General features: G+C 55.3%; 11 protein-coding genes. 4 read left to right on the top strand and 7 right to left on the bottom strand.

Annotated elements, in window-relative coordinates; all coding sequences use genetic code 11:
• Positions 1-31 precede the first annotated feature (31 nt).
• The 4 genes from M504_RS06945 to M504_RS06960 all read right to left on the bottom strand — a co-directional run bounded on the left by M504_RS06945 (position 32) and on the right by M504_RS06960 (position 8036).
• Complete coding sequence (locus M504_RS06945) at positions 32-1270, bottom strand: DUF5666 domain-containing protein (protein ID WP_232296192.1); 1239 nt, start codon at positions 1268-1270, stop codon at positions 32-34.
• A 153-nt stretch (positions 1271-1423) separates the two neighbouring features.
• A complete protein-coding gene (gene treZ, locus M504_RS06950; protein ID WP_047489461.1) occupies positions 1424-3187 on the bottom strand; it encodes a malto-oligosyltrehalose trehalohydrolase in 1764 nt (587 codons plus the stop codon).
• A 58-nt stretch (positions 3188-3245) separates the two neighbouring features.
• Positions 3246-5966, bottom strand: a complete 2721-nt coding sequence (treY, locus tag M504_RS06955) for a malto-oligosyltrehalose synthase (RefSeq protein ID WP_047489464.1) — start codon at positions 5964-5966, stop codon at positions 3246-3248.
• A gap of 171 nt (positions 5967-6137) precedes the next feature.
• Positions 6138-8036, bottom strand: coding sequence for a glycoside hydrolase family 15 protein (locus M504_RS06960; protein ID WP_369792893.1), 1899 nt, complete (start codon positions 8034-8036; stop codon positions 6138-6140).
• 115 nt (positions 8037-8151) lie between these two features.
• Here M504_RS06960 and M504_RS06965 point away from each other — a divergent pair, with 115 nt between their 5' ends.
• Genes M504_RS06965 through M504_RS06980 form a run of 4 tightly spaced genes read left to right on the top strand, consistent with a single transcriptional unit; the run spans position 8152 to position 15511 of the window.
• Positions 8152-10284 (top strand): maltotransferase domain-containing protein, encoded by a 2133-nt coding sequence (locus M504_RS06965; protein ID WP_047489467.1) that lies wholly within the window; start codon positions 8152-8154, stop codon positions 10282-10284.
• Positions 10281-13517, top strand: a complete 3237-nt coding sequence (gene treS, locus M504_RS06970; RefSeq protein ID WP_047489470.1) for a maltose alpha-D-glucosyltransferase — start codon at positions 10281-10283, stop codon at positions 13515-13517. The genes M504_RS06965 and treS overlap by 4 nt, the downstream gene beginning before the upstream one ends.
• Positions 13514-14755, top strand: coding sequence for a hypothetical protein (locus M504_RS06975; RefSeq protein WP_047489473.1), 1242 nt, complete (start codon positions 13514-13516; stop codon positions 14753-14755). The genes treS and M504_RS06975 overlap by 4 nt, the downstream gene beginning before the upstream one ends.
• Positions 14756-14785: 30 nt before the next feature.
• Complete coding sequence (locus M504_RS06980) at positions 14786-15511, top strand: hypothetical protein (protein ID WP_047489476.1); 726 nt, start codon at positions 14786-14788, stop codon at positions 15509-15511.
• A gap of 18 nt (positions 15512-15529) precedes the next feature.
• Here the strand turns inward: M504_RS06980 and M504_RS06985 are convergent, their stop codons facing one another.
• The 3 genes from M504_RS06985 to M504_RS06995 all read right to left on the bottom strand — a co-directional run bounded on the left by M504_RS06985 (position 15530) and on the right by M504_RS06995 (position 17724).
• Positions 15530-16585, bottom strand: coding sequence for an alkene reductase (locus M504_RS06985; protein ID WP_047493875.1), 1056 nt, complete (start codon positions 16583-16585; stop codon positions 15530-15532).
• 70 nt (positions 16586-16655) lie between these two features.
• Positions 16656-17213 carry a TIGR00730 family Rossman fold protein gene (locus tag M504_RS06990; RefSeq protein WP_052200814.1) on the bottom strand — a complete coding sequence of 186 codons (558 nt, stop codon included), beginning with the start codon at positions 17211-17213 and terminating at the stop codon, positions 16656-16658.
• A 196-nt stretch (positions 17214-17409) separates the two neighbouring features.
• The gene (locus M504_RS06995; protein WP_047489479.1) at positions 17410-17724 is read right to left on the bottom strand and encodes a hypothetical protein; all 315 of its coding nucleotides are present in this window, start codon (positions 17722-17724) and stop codon (positions 17410-17412) included.
• Between the last annotated feature and the right edge of the window lie 288 nt (positions 17725-18012).

Consider the following 18012-nt stretch of genomic DNA (forward strand, 5'->3'; position numbering starts at 1 on the left):
TTGGTCTATCTCGCGGTTGAGAGGCGAAACGCTATTGCGGTCCGCCCCCACCACCCTCGGCGCCGCCAGAGCCAAGGCTCCAGGGCGAAATTGTCATCTCACTGGCCGCAGGTCCGGTCAGCAGGGGTTCTACGCCGCTCAGCAGCGTAATTGCCGTAAACGGACCGGCACTGCCATTGCCCGAGGCCACAATCATCAGGGCCTCTCCCGGCTTCAGGGCTGCCAAGGTCGTCTTGGGAAGACGCGGAATCATGGTAGCTAAATCAGCAGCACGTCCGCCAGGACGTCCGCCGAAACCGCCGGGGCCACCCGACGGGGCACCACCCGAAGGAGGACCACCTGCCGGAGGACCGGCAGGACGCTCAGCGCCAGCCTGACCGCCGCCCGCGGGGGCTCCTTCGCCTCCAGGACGACGCGCACCAGCCGCACCACCGCCGCCGAACCGAGCAGCCATTTCCGGCGGCATAGCGTGCAGATCACTGGCATCGCTGATGAGCACAGTTTCGTTCTTCTTTGTGGCCAGATCTTTGATTACAAAGCTATTTGCGGCCGCATTGATGGAAACAATCGTGCCGGAGAGATTCTTGAAGGTGCCGGACACAATCTCATCGGCGGTAATGTTTGTGCCGTCCGGCGATTTGTCACCACGCACACGAAGCTGGTCTCCCGACTGAATCGCAGCCAGCGTGCTGGGTTGCGCCTCTTCAAACTTGACCGATCCCGGAGCATAGCGGCGATAAATGGTGCTGCCCGTGGTGGTCACGGTCACGTCCTTCTTGCCGGAGCTGATGGCGATGGTGTTCGCACCCGCATCCACAGACTTCACGATGCCGCCTGAACCACGCTTCGCCCAATCCGCCTGCGAAGCCGCATTGCGCTGCGCAATGGCCGCGGACTTGATCATGATGAGGCGGGTGGCCGTCAGCGCTCCACCATCACCGGGAGTTCCTGTGGCCAGAACACGGTCACCCACTGCGAGCTGATCCAGCGTCGCGGCGGAAACGGTCTTCATGTCTGCGCTCTGCTGAATTCGGGCGCCGTCTCCAACCGTTACCGTCGTGGCAGCAGCGCTGCCGTCCGGAACCACGGTCAGAGTGTTGCCAGAGATGCTCTTCACCGTGCCCAGCACGCGACCGGCTGCGGGTGCGGCCTGCGCAGACGCGACCGAAGTCCATGCCAAAGGCGCGATTGTAGCGCCCATGACGGCGGCCAGCGCCAGTCTCCGTGAAATCGTTTGTAGCGTCCCCGACTGCATCCAGCGATGGTTCAACGTCCTGCTCCAGTGATGAAAGGGTCTTCCAGGAGTGCGGAAATCCTGTACTCACTTAGAAATACGGACGTGTCTTGTGAAAGTTTCGTTAGAAAAAGCTATTTCTGGCAAAAAACGGCGCAACCTGTCATTTCAGCAATCCAACGCCATCCGCTATTCCGGTGGGTCCTGATCCAGCGGCTGCGGCGGCCAGTGATACACAGCCATGCTTAGCGGCGGAAGCTGAACAAAGTCCTCTTTCCGGTCGGGAGCAACATCGCTGCACAACAGTAGTTCCGATCCCGGCTCCACCGCGAAGCTGGTCGCTGTCTCCGCAAAGTTCATCATTGTCCGCACATTGCCACGATCCGTGTAAATCCACCGCTCCTCTTCATTGCAATGCACCACCATGCGACCGAAATCGCCAAGATTCAAAGCCAGCATTCTGCGACGAAGATGGATCAGATCGCGATACCAGCGATACATTTCGACATGCTTCGGTTCTTGCAACTCGTCCCATTTCAGAATGGAAGCTTCAAATGTCTTCGGATCTTCCGGCGCAGGCACATCCTCCGTCCACCCAAATGCTTGAAAGTCCTTCTTGCGGCCTTCACGAACCGCTTTGCGCAGCTCTTCGTCCTGGAAATCAGCGAAATACATCCACGGCGAGGAAGCCGCCCATTCCTCTCCCATAAACACCATGGGAAGGAACGGAGCTGTCATGACAACTCCCGCTGCCAGCTTCGCCTTTCGCATGCCCACCAGTTGTTCCAACCGTTCGCCGTTGGCGCGATTGCCGATCTGATCGTGATTCTGAATGTAGCCAAGGAAACGGTGAAAGCTGATCTTGTGAATCTGACGTCCATGATTGTGCTGGCGGAAACGGGAGTAGCGACCGTCATACAGAAACACTTGCTGAAGCGTGGTCGCCAGATTTTCAATCGTGCCGAAGTCTTCGAAATAGCCATGCGGCTCATGGCGTAGCAGCGTGAACAATGAGTGGTGAAAGTCGTCACTCCATTGCGCGTCCAAACCAAAACCATTTGCCTCACGTGGGGTGACGAAGCGCGGGTCATTCAAATCGGTTTCGCCGATCAGGAATAGGCAGCGACCCAGCGATGCCGACAGGTCCTCTACCTCACGCGACAGTTGCTCCAGGAAATGCATGGCGGAACGGTCAATCAGTTCGTGCACTGCATCCAGGCGCAAGCCGTCAAAGTGGTAATCCCGCAACCACATGATGGCGTTATCGATGAAGAAACGACGCACCTGGTCACTTCCACCCGCTTCCAGATTGATGGCCGCGCCCCACGGTGTGTGATGACGATCCGTGTAATACGGCCCGAACATCTGCGTGTAATTGCCCGCTGGCCCAAAGTGGTTCATGACCACATCCAGGATGACGCCGAGCCCTTTCGCATGGCACGCGTTGACAAACCGCTTCACTCCATCTGGGCCACCGTATGTTTCGTCTGGCGCATAAGGCGAGACACCGTCATAACCCCACGAGAACTTTCCCTCAAACGATGAGATGGGAAGCAGTTCGATATGAGTAATGCCCAGCTCGAAAAGGTAGTCGAGTTTTCCAATCGCTGCTTCGAAGGTTCCTTCCTTCGTAAACGTCCCTACGTGCATCTCGTAGATCACCGCAGAAGGAAGGGGAATTGGCCGAAACTTCTCGTCAGTCCATGGGAAATGAGAATGATCCAGCACGCGCGATTCAGAATGCACATCCTTCGGCTGCCAAAACGAACGTGGATCGGGATATGGTCGTGGATCGTCATCGAGAAGAAAGGCATAGTTGCTGCCATGGCCCGCTGCTTCCACGTCGGTCTTCCAGAAGCCTCGCTGTGACGGTCCCTCCATCGGATAATCCACGCCGTCTACGCGTACGGATACCTTGTTGCGCCGAGGCGCCCAAACCGAAAAATGATGCATCACAAATCCTCCCCACGGCTCTTCGTGCGCCGCTTCTCGTTTCTCAGATGCCTAGCTATTAAACGGTCAAGTCGCGACCGCGCGTCTTTCTTACGTCACGACCGTCGGTCGTCTCGCTGTCACGCACCATTAACGCAACAGGAAAATCATCAAGCAGTGTACTGATGCGAATCTGCGCACCACCGGTGTGTATACGACCCGTCATGCGATCCGTCCACTTGCCCGGCGGTAAGGCAAGCACCGTACCGCTCCAGTTGTTGTCCAATTTATGTGGGAATCGCGCCACCACCGTGATTACATCTTCTGAACGTACATAAGCGATCACGTGATCCGCCTTTGATCCCGATGGGAGAAGCGGTTCATACGTCGCGGACTGATCGAAAGATGCTGGACGCTCATAACGAAGTTGCAGTGCCTGCAAAATCACCCAAAGCTTGGGGTATCCCTGCTCAAAATGAGCCAGCGCAAAACGTGCAGCGTCTTCACGTGACAGGTTCCGAAGCTCAGCCAGCATGTTGCGACGCAGATCGTAGTCCACCGGTCTGCGATTATCCGGATCTACCAGCGAATAGTCCCAGAGCTCAGCACCCTGATACAGATCGGGAACGCCCGGCGAGGTGCATTTCAGCAGCGTCTGCGCCAATGAATTGACACATCCGTCGCGACGAATGCGTTGCACAAACGATTCCATCTCGGCAACAAATGAAGCATCGTTCAGAATCCGTTCGATGAACAAGTTCAAAGCATCTTCATAGGCTTGATGGTTTGCCAGCCATGACGTGATGCGCTTTGCTTCGCGCATGGCCTTCTGCATGTACTGCTTCAACCTGTCTTCAGGAATGGGCCATGCACCTATCAACGTCTGGTACAGGAAATACTCTGTATTCGGATCAGGGTACGGGCCCGTACGATACTTCGCGTTGACACGTGACCATCGCTTTACTTTTGCGGCCCAACGCGCAGGCATCTCCGCCAACACAGCAATTCTTGCGCGCACATCATCCGCACGTTTGGTGTCGTGCGTGGACAACGTCAACATCGTCGTGGGAAAGGTCGCCTGCATGTGCGCGTTGTAAGCGTGAAACTGCTCTATGCTGTTGCCATCCAGGCCCGGATCGCCACCCACTTCGTTCAACGAGGTAAGTCGGTTGAAGGTATAGAAAGCAGTGTCTTCCACGCCCTTCGCCATGATTGGAGAGGTGAACTGCTGGAAACGCGCGACGAATTCGCCTTCCAACTTTCCCGTAATCTTCAATGTCAGAACGTCGCGCATGAAATCAAACAGGCCAGCATCAATGTCTGGCTTCCGCCGCTTCGCTTCTTCAATCGCTTTACCGATGTGTTCGCGATCTTCATCCGTAATCTCTTGCTCTTCCGGCGTCCACACGACATAGGTTCGATAGATATCGAAACACGCCGCAACGTTACGAATCGCGCGTCGAATCTGTGCGCGCGTATAGTCCCGGCTATCGCGGTTGTTCTCACAAATAGCAACAAATATGTTCGCCAGGCGATTTACATCGCTTGCCAATGTTTCCTGCGCAATCTTCGATTTCTTCTCGAACATGACATCGGCATAGCTTTCCTGTTCGTTCGTGAAGTCACGATAGATGGCATCAATTCTGCGCAAACCGTTTGGATCCACCAGCAGACCATTGCAGAGATTCATGAAGTCATAGCCGCTTGTTCCCTGCACAGGCCAATCCTGCCGCAGCCACTCACCTGGCTCCAGAATCTTCTCCACCACAATCCACCCATGAGGGGATCGTGACCGCAAACGTTCCAAATACTGTTTGGGATCCCGCAGACCATCAGGATGATCAATGCGCACACCATCCAGCACGCCCTTGTCCAGCCAGTACAAAATCAGCTCGTGCGTCTCTTCGAAGACGTATTCACGCTCCATGCGCAGACCGATGAGCGAGTTGACATCGAAGAATCGACGGTATCCCAGTTCCTGATCAGAGGTGCGCCAGTAAGCAAGACGGAAGTTCTGCGCATTCAGGATTTCGTCCAGAGCATCAATGTTCCCATTCAGTTCTGCAAGCGCTTCGTCTATCGAACGGCAGATGGCTTCTTCTTCGCGACACAGTCGTTGCAGCAGCCCAAGCAACACTTGCTTATCGCGATGCCGCGCAAGCTGCACACTGCGATCGGTGGAATCGGGCGCAGGTAAACGTGCGAAGGAAACAGCAAGGAAGTTCAGCGTGTCAGAAGGTGCAAGCTCTGCAGCGCGCGCCAGAAGACCATACAAGGAACGTGGAGCAACAGGAAATTCCTGCTCGCCATAACGAACTCTGAACTGCACGCCTTCGCGATCGATGTGTATTTCGCGCTTTTCCAGCACGCGACCATACTGATCTCCAAGAACCGGCATCAGCACTTTATCGCGCAGCTTTTCTTCTGAGGAGTTCCAGTCGATATCGAAAAACGTGGCAAAACGGCTGGACGGTCCATTCTCCAGAACGTCCCACCACATGCGATTCGTGCGATCGACGGACATGTGGTTCGGCACAATGTCCAGAACCTGGCCTAACCCAAGCTGTCCGAGCTTCTTCGAAAAAGCCTCGTGTCCCTCTGCCCCGCCCAATTCCGCGTTCACGCGATGATGATCGACGACGTCGTAACCGTGCGTAGATCCACTGCCCGCCTGGAGATAGGGTGAGCTGTATACATGGGAAATGCCGAGATCACGAAGGTACTCCGCAATTGCAATGGCCTGGGAAAATGTAAATCCGGCATGCAGCTGCAGGCGATATGTAGATAGCGGTGTGCGCATCGTCTCCTATACAGGCTGCTCCGTGCCGCGCACAGTGGCAACCTTTTTCGTTGTACTGATCCTGTGGTTCTCCCCCCTTAGGTGCCGCTCCAGCGGTGTGAGGTTGTTCGGTGCGAGGCTGCCCACGTCAGTCGGCGGCAGTCGCCGCCACTCTGCGCCGATTCAACAGCGTTATGCAAACTCCAAAGCCTCGCTCCAGGGACCTTTTCCACCGCTGAGAATGGTGGCCGCGTGAGCCATCGTGAGGTGCGAGAACGCTTGCGGGAAATTGCCTACCTGACGCATTTCTCGCATGTCATATTCTTCGGAGATCAACCCCAGCGGATTCCGTAACTTCAACAGACGTTCATACATGGCGCGTGCCTCTTCTTTCTGTCCCGTCAGGTACATCACGCCTGTCATCCAGAAAGAACAAGCAAGAAACGCGCCTTCGCCTGGTGGCAAACCATCGTCACTCTCCACGTTGTATCGGAGGACAAGATCGCCCCTCTGCAGTTCCTTTTGAATCGCCTGCACGGTTCCCACCACACGCGGATCATTCGCCGGCAGAAATCCAACAAGAGGAATCCTCAACAGTGCAGCATCCAACGCGTGCGAACCATAAGCCTGCACAAATGTATTTCTGTCAGAGTCATACCCGTTGATACATACATCGCGGTGAATCGCATCGCGAACGCCGCGCCACCTTTGCACGGCCTGCCGTAATGTCTCATCACCTGGATCGCCCGAGCGCTCGTATGCTTCGATCGCACGCGCGAACGCAACCCAAGCCATCACTTTGGAATGCACAAAATGCTGTTGTGGCCCGCGCGTTTCCCAAATGCCACTATCGGGCTGCCGCCAGATGTTTTCAAGGTGTTCGAGCATGTTGACCACCAGAGAACGCACGGCTGTTCTCCAGATATCGTCTTTGAGTGTCGGCGTGCGCGCGAGTGCCGAAATCACTTCTCCGAACACGTCCATTTGCAACTGTTCTGCTGCTTTGTTCCCGATATTTACTGGCATTGAATTCTCATATCCCGGTAACCAATCGGCCTGCCATTCCGTCAGTTGCCTCTCGCCACCGAGTCCATAGAGCGACTGCATTTGTTCCGCGGAACCTGCTATGGCCCGCAACAGCCAGCCGCGCCACGCCAATGCTTCCTCTGTGTAACCCTCATGCAGAAGCACTAGTAGAGTGAAAGCTGTATCGCGCAACCAGCAGAATCGATAGTCCCAATTGCGAATGCCACCGATCTCCTCTGGCAATGACGTAGTCGGCGCAGCGACCAGGCCGCCTGTAGGACGATACGTCAGAGCCTTCAAGGTAATGAGGGATCGCTCAACGCAGTCCTCCCAGTCCGTGCTGCCTTTTCGTTGCGATGTCCAGTCCGTCCAGAAGACTTCCGTGTCGCGATAAGCATCCTGAGGATCGAATGCGACAGGAGCTTCCTGAAGCGAAGAACCATACGACAGCACAAAGGAGACTGTTTGCCCTTCACTGACTTCGAAATCACTCACGGTCGTGAGGTCTTCGCCATGTAGAGGAGCCGCTGTCCGCAAAACGACGAGTTCTGGTCCCGCGATGGCTCTCATGTGATGATCCACGCGTTCTACCCAGGGAATAGTGCGGCCGTAGTCAAATCGCAGGACGAGGTCCATCCGCATCTTTACAGAGCCGCGAAGCCCTTTCACAATCCTCACAACATCTGAATTATTCCCGCGAGGCGGCATGAAGTCGCTGACAAGAACTTCGCCGTTCTGCGTCTTCCACACCTTCTCCACGATCAGAGTGTGGGGCTTGTATCGCCATTCATCGCCGGTCACCCTTTCGTCTTCTGATGGCCGAATCTGAAAATAACCATGCTCCGCCGTTCCCAGTAACGCCGCAAAGCATGCACCGGAAGCAAATGTTGGCCAACAGAGCCAATCCAGTGACCCGTTTCGGCAAATAAGCGCTGCCGTTTCGCAATCCCCAATCAAGGCGTAGTCTTCAATCCGAGCCGCGTGTAGAGGCTTCTCTGTTTTGTGTTCTTCCTTGGTCAAGGAATTTCTCCCGGTAGATAAGGGGTATAAGGGCAACGCAGGCAAACGCCTGATTCATCTCCGGCATCCTTACCTGAAGACGTGCTGGGACGACTCAGCGTGATTGGATGCAGCAACGGCCTCCACGGAGTGTCTGCAAAGGACGGCAAGGAGGAATTGCTTGAAGCCGAAGGAAGGCCGAAGCCGCGTCATCATCGAAAATGTGCAACCGCAGGTAGACTGCGGACGCCATGCAGTCAAGCGCGTAGTAGGTGACCGCGTTCTTATATCAGCGGCCATCTATTCGGATGGACACGATCACGTTGCAGCAAAACTTCTCTACCGCCGCGAGTCAGAAGAGACCTGGCGCACCACGCCTTTTATGGAACGCGGCAATGATGTCTGGGAAGCTGAGTTTACGGCGGATGCCATAGGTCCGTGGGTTTACACCGTGCAGGCATGGGTCGATCATTTCGGCACGTGGGTTCACGATCTGCATAAGAGAATCGACGCGCAAACGACAGCAACCCCCACCGAAATGCCCGGCGGTCCTGAACAGAACGAGGGTGGTTCTGCGACAGACGGAAATACCGTTGCCCTGGAAGATCTGAAAGCGCCCCAAAAGTCACCCACAGGAGCCAGCACCCCAGCCCCCTCGAACGATATCGCGCTGGCCCTTCGTACTGGCGCCATTCTGCTTGATCAAGCCTCAGCACGCGCACGCACTTCAGACGCGCAGACTCTCAAAGGAGCGGCAAGCTCCCTTCGTTTTCTTGCGGAAAAGAACGCGAATTTCTATGAATTCCCTCTCAGCAACGACCTCATCCTCCTGGCACTTCAATACCCAGATTTAAGCTTCGTCACTACGTACTCCAAAGGGTTTCCGCTCTGGGTGGATCGCGAACGCGCGCGATTCTCCACGTGGTACGAATTTTTCCCGCGCTCCTGCGGTGCTAACGGCGGACACGGCACGCTGCGCGATGCGATGGCTTTACTTCCGGACGTAGCAGCGATGGGATTTGATGTGGTCTATTTCCCTCCGATTCATCCCATCGGCACAGCATTTCGCAAAGGTCGGAATAATTCCATCTTTGCCGTGCCGGATGACGTGGGAAGTCCATGGGCTATCGGCAATCGTGATGGAGGCCACAAAGCCATCCTGCGTGAACTAGGAACCTTCGCCGATTTTGAACAACTCATCGGCACAGCGCAGAAACTGAACATGGAAATCGCACTAGACATCGCGTTCCAGTGCGCCCCCGATCATCCGTGGGTTCACGATCATCCAAATTGGTTCAAAATTCGTCCAGATGGCAGCATTCAATACGCGGAGAATCCTCCCAAGAAGTACCAGGACATCTATCCCATTAATTTTGAATCGGACGACTGGCGTGCCCTGTGGGAAGAGTTATGCAACGTCTTTCTTTTCTGGATCGACAAAGGCGTACGCATCTTCCGCGTAGACAATCCGCACACGAAGGCAATTCCCTTCTGGGAGTGGTGCATCGCCGAAATTCATCACGCACATCCTGAAGTCATCTTCCTGGCAGAAGCATTCACACGCCCGCACGTGATGTACGGGTTGGCAAAGATTGGCTACACGCAGAGCTACACGTATTTCTCGTGGCGAACGGAGAAGCACGAGCTCACGCAATATATGCAGGAGATCACGACGCCTCCCGTCAGCGAATTCTTCCGGCCTAACCTTTGGCCAAACACCCCTGACATTCTGGTTGAATTTCTGCAGGAGGGTGGCCGGGCAGCCTTTCAGCAACGCGTCATTCTTGCCGCAACACTGAGCGCCAGCTACGGCATCTATGGCCCCACCTATGAACTGTGCGAACACGTTCCAGCGAAACCCAAAAGCGAAGAGTATCTGGACAGCGAAAAGTATCAGCTCCGCACATGGGATCGCAGCGATCCAGTTTCGATTGCACCCCTGATCACGCTGTTGAATCGGGTGCGTAGCGCCCATCCAGCTTTACAGACCAACGATTCTCTCCACTTCCACGGCATTGGCAATGATTCGCTCATCGCCTACAGCAAACGAGCAGGAGACGATGTAGTGTTGACCATTGTGAACCTTGATCCACATCAAACTCAGGTTGGATGGACGGACCTGCAACTGATGGACCTCGGCATGCCGTTGGCGGGTGAGTACGAGGCCCACGACCTTCTCAGTGGAGAGACTTACCTGTGGCAAGGGTCTTATAACTATGTCAGCCTGAATCCGGAAAAAATGCCGGCACACATCCTGTTACTGCATCCCAAGCATCTTTCCGAACATACCGCCGCGGAGAGTACCGAAGATTGAGCGCAAGCATCGTACGTCCGAAGAGGAAGAAGTCCGGCAGCGCCACTGACCCGCTCTGGTTCAAAGATGCGGTTATCTATGAACTGCACGTAAAAGCGTTTGCTGATAGCAACAACGATGGCATTGGTGACTTTCCCGGCCTGATGGGAAAGCTGGATTATCTGCAGGAGCTTGGCGTCACATGCATCTGGTTGTTGCCCTTTTTCCCTTCGCCGCAGCGTGACGATGGCTATGACATCTCTGACTATCTGAGCGTCAACCCCGCTTACGGTACCGTCAACGACTTTCAGGCGTTCCTTGCTGCTGCGCACGCGCGCGGCATGCAGGTGATGATCGAGCTGGTCATCAATCACACCAGCGATCAGCACCCGTGGTTTCAGGCTGCACGCAATGCACCGGCCGGGTCGCCTGAACGCAACATGTACGTGTGGAGCGATACGGACAAGCTGTACGAAGGTGTCCGCATCATCTTCACCGATACAGAAAAATCCAACTGGACATGGGATGCGGTTGCTGGACAGTACTACTGGCATCGCTTCTTCTCGCATCAACCGGACCTGAATTTTGACAATCCGGTAGTGCGCGAAACAGTTGCCGACATCATGCGTTACTGGCTGGATATGGGCGTTGATGGACTTCGCCTCGACGCGATTCCTTACCTGATCGAGCGTGATGGAACCTCATGCGAGAACGTTCCAGAGACGCATCTGGTCATCAAAGAACTTCGCGCGGTCATGGAGTCGGAATACGAAAACTGCATGATTCTGGCGGAAGCGAATATGTGGCCGGAAGATGTGCGACCGTATTTTGGCGACGGCGATGAATGCCACATGGCCTTCCACTTTCCGCTAATGCCGCGCATTTACATGGCTCTGCGACAGGAAGACCGCCTGCCCATCACAGAAATCATGGCGCGTACGCCGGATATTCCATCGAATTGTCAGTGGGGAATCTTCCTGCGCAATCATGATGAGCTCACCTTGGAGATGGTCTCGGACGATGAGCGCGATTACATGTATCTGGCCTATTCGGCAGACCCGCGTATGCGTATCAACGTTGGCATTCGCCGCCGGCTTGCTCCACTTCTGGATAACAATCGGCGCCGCATTGAATTGTTGAATTCGCTTCTGCTCTCCTTCCCCGGTACGCCGATTCTTTATTACGGCGATGAGATCGGCATGGGTGACAACATTTACCTCGGCGACCGCAACGGTGTGCGTACGCCGATGCAGTGGAACAGCGATCGCAATGCAGGCTTCAGCCGCGCCGTTCCCGCTAAGTTGTATTCACCTGTGATCATGGACCCCATTTGGGGTTATGAAGCGATCAACGTAGAGGCGCAGGAAAGCGACACCTCCTCATTGCTGCATTGGACACGCAACATGATTGCGTTGCGCAAACTGTTCCAGGTATTCGGTCGCGGCACACAGGAGTTCCTGCGACCAGAGAATCGGAAAGTACTCGCGTATCTCCGTGAGTACGAGTCAGAACGCGTGGTGTGCGTTGCAAATCTGTCGCGCTTCGCGCAGCCTGTGACACTCGATCTTTCACGTTTCAAAGGAATGGTTCCGGTAGAGATGCTTGGGTACGTACCGTTTCCCAAGATCACCGATGAACCTTATCCCGTGACGCTTGGCCCATACGCTTTCCTCTGGCTGGAACTGCAGCCTGCACCACAGGATGAATCAGAAACTCCGTCGACGCTGGACGTGCAAACAGCCGAGCTGGTTCTGCCCGCTGGCAACCTGCAAAGCGCCATCACAGGAGCGGGAGCAGAGCTGTTGCAGGAAACGTTCCTTCCCAAGTTCTTGCTGACACAACGATGGTTCGGGGCAAAGGCACGCACCATCAAAGCGATTCGCATTACAGGGAGCGTTCCCCTGCAGCGATTCGACGCGGCAATTCTGATTCTGGAAATCTGCTACGTCGAAGGCGATAGCGATCTCTATACATTTCCCGTTGCCTATATTTCGGCCGGACGCGCGGACAACATTCGCGCAGAATCGCCACAAAGCATCATTGCCGCGGCGCAGATGGGGATAGGTACAGGCGGTGCACTGGTAGATGGCCTCGTCATAGAAGAAGTCCGCCAGGAATTGCTCCGTATCATCGAATCCGAGCTGACGCTCACCAGCGATGCCCAAGGTGCGCTTACAGGAAAACGCAGTTCAGCGTTTGCATCACTGCGCGGAACTGAAGAAAACATTCCATCGCGCAAAACTTCTGCAGAACAAAGTAATTCATCTCTGCTCTACGGTGCCTCGTTCATCCTGAAGTTGTTCCGCAGACTGCAGCCTGGCGAAAATCCCGACGCGGAGATTGGCAGATTCCTAACCGAAACAGCCCATTTCCAACACATTGCTCCATTCGCAGGAGAAGTGCTGTACACCCCGAAGGATGGTGATACGACCACATTGGGCCTACTGCAGGGCCTGATAGCGAATGAAGGTGACGGATGGGAGTGGATGCTGTCGCAAATCCGTCACTCAGCCGACAGCCCTGCGTACGCCAATGCAGTTCGATTGCTTGGGCAACGAACTGGCGAGATGCACCGCGCACTTGCCACGCCGACCAGCAATCCTGCATTTGCAGCGGAAACAACCGATACCGACGCTCTGGGTCGGGATGGCGAGCGTCTGGAATCGCAAATCAACATTGCCATCAACTCATTCAAGATGAGCTTCGCGAAATTGCCCGATGCCCTTCTCCCATCGGTGGCAACGCTCATCAGTCGTCGGGATGACATGTTCACTCTTGCAGAAAGCCTCCGCCATCTTTCGGCAGCAGATGCAGGCATCCGCACACGGATCCATGGCGATTACCACCTTGGCCAGGTACTTCACACAAAAGAAGACTTCGTCCTGCTCGATTTTGAAGGGGAACCAGCCCGTTCACTTCAGGAACGTCGGATGAAACAATCGCCGCTGCGCGACGTCGCTGGCATGCTTCGTTCTTTCTCTTATGCAGCGGCAGCGGGCTTTGGGACGAAACCCTCCGCAGAACGCGAGGCGTGGGAGCATGCCGCAGCAAATGCATTCCTTGAAGGCTATCGACAAGCCACTGTTTCATCGCACCGTGCGACCACGGAAGTGGAAGCAACCCTGCTGCGAGCCTATCTACTGGAAAAGGCGCTTTACGAGATCATTTATGAAGTAAATAATCGGCCCGACTGGATTGCTATTCCGCTCGCTGGCATACTTGGTCTGCTGGATATGACAGGAGGCCGGGCATGAGTACCACCGCAGCCATGGAGATGCGCATGGAATCACAGGTGGCGAGCAATGCCGTGAGCACGGAGACTGTCCTCTGTCTCGGATCATGGTATGCCGATGCCCCCTTTGATCATCTGCAACCGCTGTTAGCGGTGTTGCGTGAGGCCCTTGGTGATCGGGCTGCATCCACGCTGATCGCTTATCCGGTTTCCGATCCCGAAGCTTCTTCATGGCATGAAGATGGCTTATCGCTGCAACCGTACCAGTCGCTCGCGAGCATCCACACATTGACCGTGCAAACCTCCGCGGCATATCTGAGCTTGTACGAAGTCATGCGGGCACACGACGCTTCGTGCGGCATGCTGCTGGGTGCAGAAGCACATTCGCTATCTCCGATCGCAATTCGCGGCCTGCTCGATGCCGTCCTCATGGAACATGCAGACGTAGCGCTTCCCCGCTACAGCATCGGGCCTCACGACGGTCTGATCAATGCGGCCATCCTTCATCCACTCACCCGCGCACTCTTTGGCGTGCGAAACGCCTTTCCTATGGCGCTGGATCTTGCACTTTCCACACGAGCGGCTGAACGTATGGCCGCAGCGGCCCAACAACAAACAGCCACGGGACAACCCGACGCCCTACTATGGCCAACGGTTGAAGCCGCGGCTGCCGGATTCTCAGTTGCTGAAGTTTCTTCCGGTGTTCGCGAAATACCCCATCCAACAACGGCTGACCTCGCCACCATTCTCGGCGCGCTGACTGCATCACTGTTCACCGAAATTGAAACGAAAGCCAGCTATTGGCAGCGCACACGTCCGCCCGTTGTTATGCATTCGATCAACGACGTGCCTGACGTGAACGCTCCAGCACCGTCGGTGTCGCCGGAAGAAACATCAGAGCTGATCGAGAGTTTTCGCATAGGCTACGGCAACCTGCATGAGCTATGGTCGCTCGTACTGCCGCCGCAAACACTTCTTGGCCTGAAGCACCTGTCCCGTCTGCCCGCAGAGAGTTTCACCATGCCAGATACGTTGTGGGTGCGCATCGTCTATGACTTTGTGCTCGCGCACCGCCTGCGTACCATCAACCGCGGACACCTTCTGGGTGCGCTCACCCCGTTGTATCTGGCCTGGGTTGCGTCACACATACAAGCCAACTCCAACGTAGAAAACCCTCCAGAGATACTTGCGCGCGCCTTTGAGGCAGACAAACCCTATTTGGTTTCGCGTTGGCGCTGGCCCGATCGCTTCAACCCTTAGCACGTCCGGAACACACAGGAGATTTCCATCATGTTTTCGCAAGTCAAAGATGCTCTCATGGATTCCTTCAGCCGGGTGCTCACCAAGCTGGCTGTCTTTCTGCCTGGCGTACTGGCGTTGCTGCTGGCAGTAGTGCTACTGACGCTGATCGGTGCTGCATTGGCATGGGCTATTCGAGCGATGCTAACGCGTCTTCGTTTTGACGAACGCGTGGGAGAACGCAACTCCGCCGGCGTGTCTGATTGGGCACCGTCGCATAGTCCTTCGCTGCTCATCAGCCGTGTTGTCTTCTGGATGTGCGTGGTGCTGGGCTTTGCCATCGGCGTATCAGCATACGATGCCGCTGGAACAAGTGATCTTGCTCCGTTCATCCTGCCCTATCTCGCGCACTCTGTCGGCGCACTGATCATCTTGATCGCGGGCACCATCCTTGCACGTTACCTTTCGCGCTCCGTGCTCATCAGCGCCGTCAATGCGCGTTTGAACTATGCGCGCGCACTGTCCCTCGGCGTGAAGTGGCTTGTATTGATATTCACAGCCGCAATGGTTCTGGATCATATGGATGTTGGCGGACGAATTGTTGAGATCGGTTTCGGCATCCTTTTCGGAGGAATGGTGCTGGCACTGGCATTGGCCTTCGGACTCGGTTCACGCGATGTCGTGGCGCGCTCGATGGAGCGCACTGCGGAGAAGGCCACACCGATCGACCGCGCCGCGGAACGCAGTGATACACCCCGCGGCGTGCGCCACTTTTAATGCAGACTGTGTCATCGACTACGGAAGCGCAGGATAGTCTGTGTATCCCTCAGGCCCGTGTGAATAGAACGACGCGGGGTTGGGAGCATTGAGCGCCGCACCTTCCTTCAAGCGCCGCGGAAGATCAGGATTCGCGATAAATTCCTTGCCAAATCCGACCGCATCCGCGTCTCCACGCGCAAGAATCGCATTCGCACTCTGCAGAGTGAATCCTTCATTCACCACATAAACGCCGCCGAACAACTTCTTCAACATCGGCCCACGGCTATCGGCGGCTTCATGCTCGCGCGCCATCAGGAATGCAATCGTCCGCTTCCCGAGTTCTGTGGCCACGTAGGAAAACGTCTCCGTTCCATTGGCATCGCTAATCCCGTGGGAGTCGCTTCGTGGAGCAAGATGCATGCCTACCCGCCCCGGGCCAAACACCGAAATCGCAGCATCCGTGGCCTGCAACATGAGCCGTGCGCGATTCTCGATGGAACCACCATATTCATCCTGGCGTGTATTGCTTCCACTCTGCAGGAACTGATCCAGTAAATAACCATTCGCTCCATGCAGCTCTACACCATCGAAACCAGCAGCTTTGGCATTTTCCGCGGCCCGTCCAAACTGCTCCACCACACCGTGAATTTCACCAACGGTCAGTGCGCGAGGCGTCTCAAATCCAGTGATGGGGCGCACCAGGCTCACATGACCATCCGCTGCAATCTCGCTGGGAGCAACTGGCGGCTCCCCATCCAGATACGAAGAATGCGAGATGCGCCCTACATGCCATATCTGCGAAAAGATGCGGCCACCCGCCTGGTGGACCGCTTCCACAATGGGCTTCCACGCCTCTACCTGCTCTGCAGACCAGATACCTGGCACCTGTGGATAGCCCACACCCTTCGGATCGACCGGCGTTCCTTCGCTGATGATCAATCCCGCCGAAGCGCGTTGGCGATAATACTCCGCCATCAGCTCCGGACGTGGAATATGGTTGACCGTGCCACGCAGACGCGTCAGTGGCGCCATAAAAATGCGGTTCGGCAGATCAAGGTCACCCACGCGAATGGGATCAAATAAAGTCGGCATCGATGGAACGCTCCCCGTCTTCCCGGTTGGAAGATGCGTTTCTTTCGATGGCACTTATCGTCTGCGGGATTCACTCTGAAGCGAGCGCCATCTCAATCTGATCCAGTGCATCCTCTACCGTGGCGGCGACCATCAGATTCGCCCTTGCCGCAGGTTTCAGCACGCCCTCCTCGACACAATGATCAAGGAATTGCAATAGGCGGTCGTAAAACCCTGCTGTGTTCAGCAGAATCGTGGGTTTTGCATGGAGGCGTAGCGTTTGCCATGTCAGCACTTCAAACAGCTCTTCCATGGTTCCGTAACCGCCGGGCAGGATGAGAAACGCATCCGACTTCTCGCCCATGAGAGCTTTACGCGTGTGCATCGTGTCCACCACGTGCAATTCTGTCAGGCCAATGTGTGACACTTCCTTATCGACTAGGACGTGCGGAATAACACCGATGCAGCGGCCCCCATTTTTCAACGTGGCGTTCGCAACGACTCCCATCAGGCCGACACTGGCGCCTCCATAGACAAGACCGATACCGCGGCGCGCCAATTCAATGCCCAAAGCCTCAGCATCCCTCTGATACTCCACTCGCACTCCACTTGCTGAAGCGCAAAAGACACATAACGTTTTCAATCGCATCTTTTCGAGGATAAACGTCTCTGCAGAACACTTTGTGCAAAAGAAAAGGACGTGGCGCGCGATTGCAGCGTGCGCCACGTCCATCCTTTGGTTAACATACTCCCGCAAACACAGTCTCTAATGGCTGGTCACGGGAACGCGGTGTACTGTACTCCGTGGGCCTTCAGGAGCAGGCCCGTGCTCTTTCGCTTTCTTCTTACCGGAACGAAGCCGTTGCATGATCGTATTCCTTCACGATCGTCAGCTTTACGGTTCCATCCGTCCCCATAATCTGGGTACCTGCAGGCACATTGACTTTCATTTCGCCGTTTGCCGCCAGCGTCATCGGCTTGCCCTGAACCATAAGGTCCTGGGAAACATCGCTGCGGTTCTTTAGCGTGACATGCACAATGGGGCCTTTGGCCTGTGCAATGTTCGCGTTGTTGTCTTCAGACTTCTTATCGGCGGCGTTCGATGCCAAAGGTGCGATGATACAGGCGGCAAGGACGAGAGCGGTGCTCAACTTCTTCATGTTGACTTCTCCAAGTACTGCTTGTGTTGCTGGCGAAGTCCCACTGCAATTGAAACATCGTCGCGCATGAATTTATACGCTCTTCGACTAAGAAAAGTTACCCGGAAAAGCCAGTTTTTATGGGGTATTCACGATTTTTCCGGGGTGGTTTCCGAATATCGACTCTAGCCGTATTCTACGGCCGCTAATAACTACTCAAAAGCTTGACAAGTGTTATTTAACCGTGGATTTATTTTCCATTTTCATTAGGAAAACTAACCATTTGCGGGGAAGAAATACCTGTGAAAG

Source organism: Terriglobus sp. TAA 43 (assembly GCF_000800015.1).
Lineage (GTDB): Bacteria > Acidobacteriota > Terriglobia > Terriglobales > Acidobacteriaceae > Terriglobus.

Coding starts and splice junctions, on each gene's coding strand:
- M504_RS06990 (WP_052200814.1), bottom strand. CDS start 17,213: ATGCGATTGAAAACGTTATGTGTCTTTTGCGCTTCAGCAAGTGGAGTG.
- treY (WP_047489464.1), bottom strand. CDS start 5,966: ATGCGCACACCGCTATCTACATATCGCCTGCAGCTGCATGCCGGATTT.
- M504_RS06995 (WP_047489479.1), bottom strand. CDS start 17,724: ATGAAGAAGTTGAGCACCGCTCTCGTCCTTGCCGCCTGTATCATCGCA.
- M504_RS06975 (WP_047489473.1), top strand. CDS start 13,514: ATGAGTACCACCGCAGCCATGGAGATGCGCATGGAATCACAGGTGGCG.
- treZ (WP_047489461.1), bottom strand. CDS start 3,187: ATGCATCATTTTTCGGTTTGGGCGCCTCGGCGCAACAAGGTATCCGTA.
- M504_RS06985 (WP_047493875.1), bottom strand. CDS start 16,585: ATGCCGACTTTATTTGATCCCATTCGCGTGGGTGACCTTGATCTGCCG.
- M504_RS06980 (WP_047489476.1), top strand. CDS start 14,786: ATGTTTTCGCAAGTCAAAGATGCTCTCATGGATTCCTTCAGCCGGGTG.